The sequence below is a fragment of the Cohnella mopanensis genome, assembly GCF_022352055.1.
GTDB lineage: Bacteria > Bacillota > Bacilli > Paenibacillales > Paenibacillaceae > Cohnella > Cohnella mopanensis.
Genome location: NZ_JAKRWM010000001.1, coordinates 763,993 through 777,069 on the forward strand (window position 1 = coordinate 763,993; position 13,077 = coordinate 777,069).

Here is a 13,077-nt window from a genome sequence, read left to right on the forward strand (position 1 = left end):
TAGCATCTAACATAACCGATGAAAATAAACGTGATCATAAGATTTGAATTCCCAATCCAAGAATATGAACGGTATAATAGATTCATGTTCTCGAAACACTTGTCCGCCGGAGGTGCTTTTCCTGAGTATTGATGTCGTATTTCCATCAAGCGTCTATCATGGCACCTTAGACATTTACTTAGATTCCTTTAAGGAACGGTTATTAAACAAGAACTATTGGAAGACGGGCCGGGATTTCGGTCAAGGCCTATATACGACGATCTCCATAGATCAAGCGAAAGCTTGGGCCAGATCCATGCAAGACAAGTGGAATGAAGGTCAGCCTTGCGTTCTGGAGATCGCCGTCCAAGCCGAACGATTGACTTTTCAGCCTCACTTTCGTATTTTCACGGGTATATCCTCGGAATGGGCCAAATATATTTATCAGCATCGCAAGGTTATCCCCGGTGAAGGCGATCCGTGCTCGTCGCACGCGCATATTGCGATCGGCCCGATGGCGGATGCCAATACTGGTAATATCGTGCAGGATGCAGTAAGATTAAATAAAGACAGTCAATGGTTTCTGGACAAGATCACGCGAAATCATTCGAATCGTCGTCTGGATAGCCTGCAACTGGGCAATCAAATCGTATTCTGCGATGAAGCGCTCACCCCGATGCTGAACTTGACCGGTGCTTATCTTTATCAAGGAAGAAGGTGGCGATACAATGGCAACGAGGAAACGGCTCAACAGCTATGAGAAAGCTATCGTCGAACAATTGCAGCAGTTATTTGGATACACTTCAGTTGAAGCCAAGGACATTCTCGAAGAATATCGCGCGGTTTTGGGCTTGATCGGCGGTTATCCGATGGCTGCGGACTATGCGGAATACTTCCACAAAGCAAAGCTAGAGGGACGTACAGGCAAAGAGTGGATAAGCGCCATATTGAAACGAAGAGAAGAGGCTGCGGCCGTAGCCCAATAAATAAACCACTCCTGAAGCTGAGGAGTGGTTTTCTTTAGCTTGCAAAGCTTGACGTACTCATTCTTCCGCTTTGCGGCGGTCAATGGCTTCGGCCATCGTCTTGTCGGTGAGATGGGCATAGATCTGTGTCGTTTCCGGAGAAGCATGACCAAGCTGTTCCTGAGTTTTATACAGATCGTTGCTTAGGTAGTAGTCGGTCGCGAAAGAGTGTCGAAGCTTATGTACGGACAAATACGGCTTGCCGAAGCGCTTGGCGTATTTCATGACCATCTCTTGAATGGCGCGTTTGGTCATGCGCGAGCCTTCTTTTTTTCCGTTCGCGATAGCAAGGAATAACGCCTTTTCCTTCTTCGGCGCTTTGTATCGGGATTCCCGTTGGCTAAGATACTGCTCCAGATCATCGACAGCGTCTTGGCGGAAGTAGACGGGGGTTTTGAACGTATCGTCGTTTTTCCCTTTACGGTACACGTAGACAAGCCGTTTCTTGAAATCGACGTCGTCCAAGTTCAAGTTAACGAGCTCGGATACCCGAAGGCCGGAATTCAGGATAAGGCTTACGATACAGCAATCGCGAATCCGGTTGAGCTCGTGGGCATATATCGCCTGTTTATTCGTCGCGACATCGTGTGCGTAATCTTGTTTAATGTAGTTAATGAATTCGATAATTTCTTGCTCTTGCAACAGCTTTCCTTCTAGTTTGGCTGCCGTATCCTTAGGTTTCTGCGTTCTCTTAACCGACACTTTGGCCATCACGTTACGCTTAAGAAGCGGATAGAACTCCTCGTCCTCGGCGATTTGGCTTAAATAATGAAACAAGGAACGAAGGGATGACAGCTTGCGGGAGATCGTCGTCTTCGTATTGGCGTTTTCCCTTTTCGTCGCGAGGAACATGCGAAAGTTATCGACGCTGTCCATGTGCAAGCGTTCCAGATCGATGAGCGGGATTTCCGTCATTTTACCTGCGGAAGTTAAGCCTTCAGCCATAAGCCACGATAAGAAAACCTCGTAATCCCGTATGTACTCCAATAGGGAGGAAGGCGAGAGATCAGGCAACTTATAATTCATGAATTTCTCGACGTACCAAGGCATCCTCGGAATTCGTTGGTCGAGCTCTTCGCGGTCTTTGCGCTTCTGGAGATTCATTGGATCACCTCGTTCGGTATACTGTTACTGTAATAGCTGACATTGAATTATACAAGCCCAGCCGCGGAAAAATAAGGATCGAGACGAGCAGAAGAAGCGAAAAGGTCGCCGATTTGATACAATGAGAGAGTGAGCATATGTTCTTAATGGACATGCATCGAAATTGCTCCATGATTAACATATTTCATGCAAGTAATCATAACAATAATTATGTAAACCAACTGGAGATTGCCAAATGATTAATGTCATTAATAATGGAACTGTCATCGAACAAGAAGCCATTTCATTTATTCAGCTTTATTATGAAGAAACCGGACGCTCTCAGGAAGAAATGGATCATCGAATCGCAGAAATCCTGGCTTCCGTTAGAGAAACGGGTACTTACAGCCATACGATTGAGGAGCTAGCTTTCGGCGCAAGAGTCGCTTGGCGTAATAATAGCCGATGTATCGGGAGATTATTCTGGGAATCGCTAGAAGTCATCGACGAGAGAGCGGCAAGTACGGAAGAAGCGATAGCCGACGCTTTGTTAAGGCATATTGCATACGCCACCAACGAGGGGCGAATACGTCCGACTTTAACCGTATTCGCGCCAGAGACGGCGGCGGGCCAGCGCATTCGAATTTGGAACCATCAACTCATACGTTATGCCGGTTACAGAACTAGCGAAGGCATTATCGGCGACCCGGCTTCCGTTGCATTCACCGAAGCGATAATGCGACTCGGGTGGAGCGGACAAGGTACGAAATACGATATTTTACCTTTAGTCATTCAAATAAACGACGATGAACCGAGGCTGTTTCCTGTTCCCGATAGTTACATTAAGGAAGTTGAACTCGTACATCCGGACATCGGAAACTTCGCCGATTTGAATTTACGTTGGTACGCGGTGCCGATCTTATCCGACATGCAACTTGAAATCGGTGGAATTCGTTATACGGCTGCTCCGTTCAACGGTTGGTACATGGGAACGGAAATCGGTGCGCGGAATTTAGCGGACGTCGAACGTTATAATGAGCTTCCTGCGATCGCGGATAAGCTAGGATTGGATCGCTCCTCGAATACGAACCTATGGAAGGACCGGGCATTGTTGGAGTTGAACGCGGCCGTCATTCATTCCTTCAAATCGAACGGGGTAAGCATTGTCGATCACCATACGGCTGCAGAGCAGTTTATGACATTCATGAAACGTGAAGAGGCGCAAGACCGCGCCGTGAACGCGCGATGGTCCTGGCTAATCCCGCCTATGTCTCCCGCCGCTACTCCAATATGGAACCAAAGCCAATTGGTTGAGCAAGAGATCAGGCCCGATTATAAGCCGCAACAAGTCCCTTATTAAAAGAACAAAAGGAGAACCGTTCAATGGCGATCATTCAGGTTACTATCGTACCATTAGGTACTGGAACGACCAGCGTAGGAGAGTACGTTGCCGCAGTCTATCAAGTGCTGGAGCAAGCCGGCGAGAAAATCAAATATCAACTTACTCCGATGAGTACAATCATTGAAGGCGAGCTGGAAGATTTGCTTGCGGTCGTGAGAAGAATGCATGAGGTTCCGTTCGAGAACGGCGCGATGCGAGTATCAACATCGATTACGATCGATGACCGCAGAGACAAGATTGGTACGATGGAACAGAAGCTAAGATCGGTTGAACAAAAATTGTAAGCGAAGGGATGATCGCTTTGCATCGCATCATGATTTGCGAGGACGATCCGAAGTTAGCTGCTCTGTTAAAGGCGAACATCGAGAAATACGGATATGATACGGGAGTCGTCGAACAGTTCGATCAAGTGCTGCATTACTTCCAAACGTATGATCCGCATTTGGTTTTGATGGACGTCAATTTGCCTAAGTACGACGGATTCTATTGGTGCAGGCAGATTCGCTCGATTTCCAAATGCCAAATTCTATTCATCTCCGCGAGAGCGGGCGAGATGGATCAAGTTATGGCTTTGGAATACGGTGCGGATGATTACATAACGAAACCCTTTCACATGGAAGTGGTGATGGCGAAAATTCGCAGCCAATTAAGGCGAGCCGTCGGAGAGTACGCCCCTCAATTCGAGGAAAGAATCGTGAAATTGGCGGGTATGAATGTGTATCCGGAGAGATTAGAGATGGAATTAAACGGCGTACGAAGCCCGTTAACGAAAAAAGAGGCCGATCTGTTGGAAGTTCTGATGCAACAATCCCCTCGGGTCGTAAGCCGGGAAGCGCTGTTGGACAAATTGTGGGATGATCAGGCCTTCGTGGACGAGAACACGTTGAACGTCAATATGACCCGCTTGCGCAAGAAGCTGCAGGAAGTCGGCGCGGACATTGGACTCGAAACGGTGCGCGGAGCCGGTTATAGACTGCTTGCCACCTGGGATGGCGGGGAATAATCGATGAAACTATTTTTGCGCGAACATCTACCTCTCGTCGTTCTTCATATTGTCCAATTGTGCTTAGTGTTGCTCATTTACTGGCTAGACGGTTACCGTAATTTCCTGACGGGTTTATATGCGATTTTCATCGGAACCGTGGTCCTTATCGGATACTTGCTATACCGCTATTTCTCTCATCACTCCCTATACAAAAGACTCACCGACCCTCTGGAAACGCTAGACGATTCCATTCATGGGGTCGGTTATACGCCGTTGTCGGAAGCGTTCGAGCAAATGATCCAAACCCAATACGGGCATTATCAGCAACAGTTAAAGATGGCGGAGAAGGCGCGTAAAGATCATCTTCATTTTATGAATCAATGGGTACACCAAATGAAGACGCCGCTCTCCGTTATTCGATTGATGATGGAGGAAAGCAGCGACAGTCGATCCGCCAGCATACTTGAAGAAGCAGACCGTATGGAGAAGGGGCTAGAAACCGTCTTATACGCAACTCGACTTGAAACCTTCGAACGCGATTTCCAAGTTTCGCCGGTCTCGCTGAGATCGATTGCCGAGAGTGTCATTCACGAAAACAAACGTATGTTTATCGCGAATAAGGTGTATCCTGAACTCAACATCGACGCTGGATTAACCGTCGAGAGCGATGCAAAGTGGCTAGCGTTCCTGATCGATCAATTGGTCACGAATGCGATCAAATACTCCGTTGATACGCATCAGAAAATCACCTTATCTGCTCATATAACGCCATCCGAAGCGATATTGGAAATTCGCGACCGCGGCATCGGAATTCCGTTACCCGATAGAAAACGCGTATTTCAGCCGTTCTATACCGGTGACAATGGTCGCAAGTACCGCGAATCGACGGGAATGGGCCTTTATTTCGTGCAAGAAATCGCTACGCGGCTTGGCCATCGAATTGAACTGGACTCCGAAGTAGGAGAAGGAACATGCGTACGGGTGAGCTTCGTTTCCTACCTTACAAAAATGTAAGGAAGATGAAAGGCAAATCGATGGGGCTACGACTTCTCTTCCGTTACACTCAGGATAGTAGCAGACATTGGACTGCAAGATGCGGAGGAGAGTCGGAAAATGGACATTTTAAGCGTTAATCAGTTGAATAAAATCTACGGGGGCAAGGTTCCTTCCCACGCTTTAACGGATATTAACTTATCGATAGAACAAGGGGAATTCGTAGGCATCATGGGACCATCCGGCAGCGGTAAAACGACGTTGCTCAATCTCGTAGCGGCGATAGACACGCCTACGACAGGGGAAGTGCTCATCAACGGCAAAAATCCTCACAAGCTTAAGAAGGGGGAACTCGCTCGTTTTCGCCGTAAGGAGTTAGGCTTCGTATTCCAAGATTTCAACCTTCTAAACACGTTAACAGTTGAAGAGAACATCGTGCTTCCGCTGACGCTTGAGGGCGAACGGGTAAAGGTAATGGAGGAGAAAGTAGCGGCAATAGCCAAGAAGCTGGGTATCGAGGCGATTCTGAAGAAACGTACGTATGAGATATCCGGAGGCCAGGCGCAACGAACCGCAATTGCCAGAGCCATGATCCATTCTCCGAAGTTTCTGTTCGCTGATGAGCCTACAGGTAATCTCGATTCCAAGGCAGCCAGAGACGTGATGGAGACGTTAAGCGCGATCAACCGCGCGGATGGGACGGCGATGATGCTCGTCACGCATGATGCGATAGCAGCCAGCTATTGCCATCGCGTCATTTTCATCAAAGATGGACAGTTATTTAATGAGATTAATTGTGGTGACAACCGCCAAGCGTTTTTCCAGAAAATCATCGACGTCCTGTCGTTGCTGGGAGGGAATGCACATGACCTTTCGACAATTCGCGTTTAATAACGTGCTGCGCAATAAGCGCACGTATGCCGCGTATTTTCTAAGCAGCGCATTCTCCGTTATGGTGTTTTTCGTCTATGCCGTATTCGCTTTTCATCCCGACCTTGTGAGTGGGAAAGTTCATAAGAATATTGCCTCGGGCATGCATTTTGCGGAAGTGCTCATCTACGTGTTTTCTTTCTTCTTCGTGCTGTATTCCATGAGCGCGTTCTTGAAGACGAGGAAAAAAGAATTCGGATTAATGGTTATGCTCGGGATGACCAATACACAGCTTAGGACGATGGTCTTCCTCGAAAACATCTTAATCGGATTGTTCTCGACGGTGTCCGGTATCGTCATGGGACTGGTTATGGCCAAGATCATGCTGCTTACGGCCGAGAACTTCCTGCAATTAGACCAAGCTTTACCGTTTTACTTGCCTACAGAGGCGCTAATCTTGACATTCGTCGCTTTCATAGCGTTGTTCGTCTTGATCTCCTTGTTCACAGTTGTAATCCTGAGGACCAACAAACTCATTGACCTGATCAAAGGCAACGCAGTACCTAAAAGTGATCCCAAATCTTCAGCGGTATTAGCGTGGATAGCGATCTTGCTCTTAGGAATCGGGTACGCGATTGCGTTGCTCGTAAAGGGAATATTCGTATTTTATGCCATGGTTCCAGTCACTCTGATGGTTACCGTGGGCACGTATTTCTTGTTTACTCAATCTAGCGTGTATCTCATCCATAAGAGCAGGAATAACCGGTCTTTTTTCTGGCGGGGGACGAATATGTTGTTTCTGTCGGACTTGGCATACCGGATGAAAGACAATGCCCGTACGTTCTTCATGGTCGCGATCTTATCTACGGTAGCCTTCTCGGCAATCGGTTCATTGGTCGGGTTCAAGACGATGTCGAAGGAGCTATTGTTGGAAGAAAATCCGTTCGCCTTCGAGTACACGGCTTATGAGAGCGATAGCGAGAAGGTCCGACATGACGTGAATTCGATCGAGAGCGCTTTGAAAGAGGGAAACATCCTGTATGACCGGCTGCATGCAACGATGGCGGAACAGCAGGTGAAAGGTTCACGCGAGGGAGTATTTGTCGTTAAAGCATCGGAGTTTAATGCGATAGCGGAAGCGGCCGGTGAACAAACCGTTGATCTGAGCGACAATCAATCGATGATGATCTATTACACGAATTCGATCGCTAGCGCCAAGACCGCTGAAGCGGTAAAGACTCAACTTGCGAATAATGATATTGAGCTCAATCCAATCGGCAGTCTTCCTTCCGTAACTTTACCTAATTACGGTCATTACTATGTCGTCACCGATGACTTGTATAACAAGCTTGACCATGGGAAATTGCGCGAGTTTTATGCCTTCGACGTCGCTAAGACGAAAGGAACGAAAGAGATAGGAGAGAAGCTAACGAAACAATTTTCGAAGGAAAACAACCGCTTCTTTTCTCTTGCTTACGAATTGTATCTGATGAATCAGCAGTACGGCGTTGTGTTGTTTATCGGATTATTCATCGGAGCAGTATTCTTCGTCGCTTCGGGAAGCTTCCTATACTTCAGGCTTTATGCGGATTTGCCCGATGACAAACGTAAATTTGCCGCTATTACGAAACTCGGGTTAACCGGCAAGGAATTGTCCGTTATTTTGACCAAGCAGCTCATTATTTTATTCTTCGTGCCGATTGCCGTTGCGACGGTGCACGGGGCGGTTGCACTGACATCTTTGCAACATATGTTCGGCTATTCGCTGATGAAACAATCCTTTATGGTGCTAGGAACGTTCGTACTCGTGCAGTTCATTTATTTCATATTCATTCGAGCACGGTATGTTAAACAGGTTGGAGCAAGAACGATATAAAATGGAGATATAAACATAAACAATATTATGTAAACTTATTAACCACCAATTCGTTTGGTGGTTTTTTCGCTTAACTCCGTTCGTAATTCTCAAATGGAAAAAAGCAGGAGAAAACCGCGGGGTTGTCGAATAATACTGATTCGTGTCGCCCATAACAACGAACAGTAGAAGGAGTAGCCATCATGTTTTGCAGTAATTGTGGAAATCAAATCAGTGAACATAGCAAGTTCTGCAACCATTGCGGAGTGGCTGTACCCGATGCTTCAACGCAAGGGAACGAGCCAGCTATCGTAGAATCAGCCGCTGCGGCCGAAGTGCTTCAGCAACCGCAATCCGACGGATTGCAACCGATCGTCATGAGGAACAAGTCGCCAGCTCAGCCTGACGAAGAGATCATCACGCCTATGGCCAAGACAAATAAGCTTCGTCCGATTCATTGGATTATGCCTTTAGCTTGCTTAGTCGTCTCGGTAGCTTTGATAACCGGGTTGTACTTCTACCATAAGAACATTAATCGAAACGTAGAAAACCTGCTGCAGGAAGGCGAAAAAATGGCTTTGGAAGGCAAATGGAGCGAAGGCCTGGAGTCGATCGAAACCGCACTAAAGAAAAGACCGGACCATCCTGTTCTTTTGAAGGATCAGGCTGTGCTCACCGAGGCGATTTCCTTTGAAAAGCAGCTGATCGAATCCGAGCAGCAGTCGAAACAGATGAAATATGATCAGGCCACTAAGACGATTCATACGCTTAAAGAACAATTGAATTCGCGAACGGGTCCCTTAATCGATCAGCTTAATGAACGAGCAGGCAAGCAGGAAGAACTTATCGTTGTCTCGCAGATTAATCAAAAACTATCTGCTACCGATAAACTTGATGAATTATTCCCTTTATTTAATGCCATTAAGGAGTACCGAAGCGACGAAGCAACGAAGACGAACAAGGCTATTAAAGCCAAAATCTTCGAACGAGTACATGAGAAGGCCATGTCCGAATTAAAAGCGAACAACTTCAATCTCGCCTTGACCACGGTTGAAGAAGGTTTGAAGCTAGATGATAGTAATAAGAAAATGGTAGAGCTCAAACAAACGATAGAAACCAAGAAGAAAAAATTCGAGCAAGACGAAGCGGAGCGCATTCAGAAAGCTCGAGAAGCCGCGTCGCTCGAAGATCAGAAGAACAAAACGGATGCCGTAGATCTTATTTTTGCCAGCGGATATTATGAAGAGGAAACTGGCAATTACAACGTGGAAATCAACGTTAAGAATGTCGCGACACGCCCGATAAGCAGCGTACTTATCTATTATGATCTATTGGACGAATACGGCGATGTCGTGGATAGCAGCTCAGCTTATGTTCTACCTGATAATCTGGATGTCGGGAAATCGGGTACCGCATACAATTATCACTATTCTGACGGAAGCATCTCCTCCGTCCAAGTCACTTATTTCGAGTGGTACATTAATTAAGGATGAAGGGCTGAATCATCGGATGAAAACTATAATCGCGGGTGTCGTTTCCCTATGTCTACTCGCAGGCGGAGCATTTACCGCCTATCAATTAAACGATCGCTGGAATGATCCGGTCGTATTGGCGGAATCCAAGCTCAGCGTACCAGGAGACGCCTCCATTAAAGCGAACGAAACGAAAGATTTGAAGGAAACGATCAGAGAAAGCCAGAAAAGAGTCGTTTCTATTCAAGTAACGTATCCTGAGGGAACGGCAATAGGCTCCGGATTCCTCTATAATGACCTAGGCGATGTCGTTACGAACGCACACGTCGTAAATGGCGGGGTCAATATTAAAGTAAAGAGCAGCGACACGAGCATTCATCCTGGCAAAGTGATCGGCATGAACGAGGAGAAAGACGTCGCCGTCGTGCGCGTCGAGGCATTAGCCGGGAAAGAGCCGTTAGCGTACGACAAAGATACGAAAGCCGAAGTAGGCGACGAGGTGATGGCTTTCGGAAGTCCGTTGGGCTTAGAAAATACCGTCACAACCGGTATCATCAGCGGCGTGGATCGAGACTTCGATCTTGAAGAGACCAAATACCGCGGCGTTTATCAGATCTCGGCACCGATCACTCATGGCAACAGCGGCGGTCCGCTCATCATGAAAAGCACGGGAAAAGTCATCGGGATCAATTCGGCAGGCGAAGAGATCGGTACGATCGGATATGCCATTCCATACCACCAAGTAGCCGACATGATAGAAAACTGGAGCGCGCATCCGGACAAGAAACTTGCCGATTCTTCTTCGAGCGATGAAGCCGGTTCTGCTGAAGGCTATACGAAAGAATTGATGGAAGATAATGCTAAATATTTGATCACTTACTTCTATGAAAGTTTAAACGGACTGGACTACGTAACAGCTTACAGCTTACTTGGAAGCGATTGGCAGTCTAAAACGACTTATGATAAATTCCGTGAAGGATACCTAAATACAATTAGCGTAGCAGTTACAAGCGTGAGCGTTAATTCATCATCCAGCGAATCCGCGGAGGTAACCGCGCTCATTGAAGCATGGGAAAACAAAGACGGCGTTCGCGTACTCAGCAACTACAAATCTACGTACATCATTAGACCAGAAAACGGAACACTGAAAATCATCTCGGGCAAAGGCAAGAAACTATAATGGCTGTTTAAACAAAAAAAGCGGCAGAGATGCCGTTTTTTTGTTTATCTGAATTCAATTGGGCGATGTGAGCATAATAGATGAAGTTTTGCTTAGGAAACTTCATCGTGCTTTACTTATTGCTATACTTTTTCACAAAACCCGTATTTTATACATATGTCATTAAAGCGTCATTGTCCCTTATAATCAGAGCAATCTTATATATTGTCGGGTGGATCAATTATCTTTTGTCATTACACCAACCAAAATAGATATTAATAACCTAACTATAGCTGACTTTTTAGCCGCACTTCAGAACCCATATCAAACCAGAGATTGAACAAAACCACCGCCCGCTATTGGGCGGTGGTTTTGTTTAGAGTAATGGTCAAGAACTTGCATCTAAAAAATCAAATACTCAGCGCTGCAAATGATTCACTACTCGATGGTGATCCCCCTATCTCATCGCACTCTTAACTGTCGTTTACCAACTGCCTGGGGGTCAATTATCAATACAAATTTCTTATTCTCACCACATTAGAAGGTATTTGGATAATAATGTTGTAATTACTTTATTGCGTTAAACTGCCACGATCATGCCGACAGACTCGTTATGGTTAATCGAGATCGGTAATCGGTACACAATCTTGGCTTTAAGCGGCAATCGGTATAGATTCTTGACATTAGTTTTTGTCAAGAATCTATACCGATTAAATAAAAAAACCGCGATTTACGCGGGTTGGAATCAGTACATATTCTTGACATCCGACAAATCTGCCCTTTATGTCTAACGACATAAATGTGCAGATATAAACGACACAAATGCTGGGACATTCTCCTTCTTCCTCTACGTTCGCAATAATGAATCTAAAATAAATAAACAGTCCTGACTTTAGCTTCAAGTTCAAGACTGTCAATTGGAAATTAGTTTTAATCTTTGATTAACTAAAAGGTAACCTACAACTATATTTTGCAGTCTAACATACAATGTCCCTACATTTGTGCATTTTGTCACGACAAAAAAACGGGACAAAAAAACAAAAAAGCTTGATTTCTCAAGCTTCTGTGCGTTCAGTTATGTCCCCACTTTTGTGTCCTTAGACAGCCCTTTAGCTCAACAGGCTGCCGATATTATCGGCAGCCTGTTGTCGTGGAGCTATCCGTTCTCCGTTAGTTTAGTCAAGGATGCTACGAAAAAACTATATATTTCGATTTTCATATTTCCTATTTGATATCATTTTGACTTAAAAATTTCATTAAATCATTACTCAGCTGCACAATTTCATTTTTAGCATTATTCGCATAATCCGGCAACATCATATCCCTAACCATTTTAGTTCGTAGCCATGTCATAAAGAAAAGATCCAAAAATAAGTTTGGAAATTTAAGCAACATTTTAAGCATTGGTGGATTAATTGAAACGCCAGCTTTTTGTATTGCCTTTAGATACGTTTTTAAATTGACTGTTATTTTGCGTGCCGTCTTTCTGGTTCTGGCTGTTTTTATGTCAATTATCTTATTCTCAGAATACAAAACGCTCATCATGGCAATGTCTGATACGGAATGTGTGATTAGATACGCTTGCATATCCTTTTTTATAACGTAGGGAAGCTTTGCTGTTTTAAATATTTTTGCGAGGTTTTCTATGCGTTCTGTCACTACACCATTAATTTCTCCAAATGCAGTTGCCACTATAATCTTTGGTAGAAATCGAGCATGCAATACTCCATCTTTAATCTGTCCGCCGAAGCCGGGAAAAGCTGGTAAAAGTCTATCCCCTACGATATCCAGCCACGAAGAAAATCCAATTGAATTATTAGTCATCGTAACTATATTCTTGCTTTGATTATCTTTTAGCGCTAACAACGCTGATTCGGACCGATCATAACGAACGGTAACGAAAATAAAATCGTATACATCGTCATTTTCGAGCGTATCAATGACATTCACTTGTATCGATTTAACCGTACCTTTTTCCTTATATTGCAGACCATTTTCTCTTAATGATTTAAATCTATTAGAACGTGCAAACAGGGTAACGTTAAACCCTGCTTCAATTAGCTTAATTGCGTACATGCTCCCGATGACACCTGCACCAAAAATTAAAATTCTATCTTGTTTTTCTGACATTATAACCACCCCTACTTATTAACAGTTTCTTTTGATTATCAGACAACATGTTGTATGATGTGATCATAAATCATTATTATTCCTTGATCAACCATCAGTTTTTTATGATTTGTCGGATGATATA

Annotated in this window: 12 protein-coding genes; 10 read left to right on the forward strand and 2 right to left on the reverse strand. The window is 45.1% G+C overall.

The window, feature by feature from the left end; translation table 11 throughout:
• The first annotated feature begins 43 nt into the window (after nt 1-43).
• Both L3D05_RS03530 and L3D05_RS03535 read left to right on the forward strand, forming a co-directional pair.
• Nucleotides 44-739, forward strand: coding sequence for a DUF3990 domain-containing protein (locus L3D05_RS03530; RefSeq protein ID WP_239614600.1), 696 nt, complete (start codon nt 44-46; stop codon nt 737-739).
• Nucleotides 708-965, forward strand: coding sequence for a hypothetical protein (locus L3D05_RS03535; RefSeq protein WP_239614601.1), 258 nt, complete (start codon nt 708-710; stop codon nt 963-965). Before L3D05_RS03530 ends, L3D05_RS03535 begins: the two co-directional genes overlap by 32 nt.
• 57 nt (nt 966-1,022) lie before the next feature.
• Here L3D05_RS03535 and xerS read toward each other — a convergent pair whose 3' ends face one another.
• Complete coding sequence (xerS, locus tag L3D05_RS03540; protein WP_239614602.1) at nt 1,023-2,108, reverse strand: tyrosine recombinase XerS; 1,086 nt, start codon at nt 2,106-2,108, stop codon at nt 1,023-1,025.
• Nucleotides 2,109-2,343: 235 nt separating this feature from the next.
• Between xerS and L3D05_RS03545 the strand changes: the two genes are divergently transcribed.
• The 8 genes from L3D05_RS03545 (at nt 2,344) to L3D05_RS03580 (ending at nt 10,844) form a co-directional block, all read left to right on the forward strand.
• A complete protein-coding gene (locus L3D05_RS03545) occupies nt 2,344-3,447 on the forward strand; it encodes a nitric oxide synthase oxygenase (protein ID WP_239614603.1) in 1,104 nt (367 codons plus the stop codon).
• Nucleotides 3,448-3,470: 23 nt separating this feature from the next.
• On the forward strand, nt 3,471-3,773 hold the full coding sequence (locus L3D05_RS03550; RefSeq protein WP_239614604.1) for an MTH1187 family thiamine-binding protein: 303 nt from the start codon (nt 3,471-3,473) through the stop codon (nt 3,771-3,773).
• A 17-nt stretch (nt 3,774-3,790) separates the two neighbouring features.
• Nucleotides 3,791-4,492: a response regulator transcription factor gene (locus L3D05_RS03555; protein WP_239614605.1), complete on the forward strand. Its 702-nt coding sequence runs from the start codon at nt 3,791-3,793 to the stop codon at nt 4,490-4,492.
• Nucleotides 4,493-4,495: 3 nt separating this feature from the next.
• Complete coding sequence (locus L3D05_RS03560) at nt 4,496-5,488, forward strand: sensor histidine kinase (RefSeq protein WP_239614606.1); 993 nt, start codon at nt 4,496-4,498, stop codon at nt 5,486-5,488.
• A 99-nt stretch (nt 5,489-5,587) separates the two neighbouring features.
• Nucleotides 5,588-6,358: an ABC transporter ATP-binding protein gene (locus L3D05_RS03565; protein ID WP_239614607.1), complete on the forward strand. Its 771-nt coding sequence runs from the start codon at nt 5,588-5,590 to the stop codon at nt 6,356-6,358.
• A complete protein-coding gene (locus L3D05_RS03570) occupies nt 6,333-8,213 on the forward strand; it encodes an ABC transporter permease (RefSeq protein WP_239614608.1) in 1,881 nt (626 codons plus the stop codon). The genes L3D05_RS03565 and L3D05_RS03570 overlap by 26 nt, the downstream gene beginning before the upstream one ends.
• Before the next feature lie 182 nt (nt 8,214-8,395).
• Nucleotides 8,396-9,679 (forward strand): zinc ribbon domain-containing protein, encoded by a 1,284-nt coding sequence (locus L3D05_RS03575; RefSeq protein WP_239614609.1) that lies wholly within the window; start codon nt 8,396-8,398, stop codon nt 9,677-9,679.
• Between the two features lie 22 nt (nt 9,680-9,701).
• Entirely contained in the window at nt 9,702-10,844 is a 1,143-nt protein-coding gene (locus L3D05_RS03580; RefSeq protein ID WP_239614610.1) for a S1C family serine protease, read from the forward strand.
• A 1,203-nt stretch (nt 10,845-12,047) separates the two neighbouring features.
• Here the strand turns inward: L3D05_RS03580 and L3D05_RS03585 are convergent.
• Nucleotides 12,048-12,953, reverse strand: a complete 906-nt coding sequence (locus L3D05_RS03585) for a ketopantoate reductase family protein (protein ID WP_239614611.1) — start codon at nt 12,951-12,953, stop codon at nt 12,048-12,050.
• Nucleotides 12,954-13,077 lie beyond the last annotated feature (124 nt).

Coding starts and splice junctions, on each gene's coding strand:
- L3D05_RS03575 (WP_239614609.1), top strand. CDS start 8,396: ATGTTTTGCAGTAATTGTGGAAATCAAATCAGTGAACATAGCAAGTTC.
- L3D05_RS03550 (WP_239614604.1), top strand. CDS start 3,471: ATGGCGATCATTCAGGTTACTATCGTACCATTAGGTACTGGAACGACC.
- L3D05_RS03570 (WP_239614608.1), top strand. CDS start 6,333: ATGACCTTTCGACAATTCGCGTTTAATAACGTGCTGCGCAATAAGCGC.
- xerS (WP_239614602.1), bottom strand. CDS start 2,108: ATGAATCTCCAGAAGCGCAAAGACCGCGAAGAGCTCGACCAACGAATT.
- L3D05_RS03565 (WP_239614607.1), top strand. CDS start 5,588: ATGGACATTTTAAGCGTTAATCAGTTGAATAAAATCTACGGGGGCAAG.
- L3D05_RS03585 (WP_239614611.1), bottom strand. CDS start 12,953: ATGTCAGAAAAACAAGATAGAATTTTAATTTTTGGTGCAGGTGTCATC.
- L3D05_RS03560 (WP_239614606.1), top strand. CDS start 4,496: ATGAAACTATTTTTGCGCGAACATCTACCTCTCGTCGTTCTTCATATT.
- L3D05_RS03580 (WP_239614610.1), top strand. CDS start 9,702: ATGAAAACTATAATCGCGGGTGTCGTTTCCCTATGTCTACTCGCAGGC.
- L3D05_RS03535 (WP_239614601.1), top strand. CDS start 708: ATGGCAACGAGGAAACGGCTCAACAGCTATGAGAAAGCTATCGTCGAA.
- L3D05_RS03545 (WP_239614603.1), top strand. CDS start 2,344: ATGATTAATGTCATTAATAATGGAACTGTCATCGAACAAGAAGCCATT.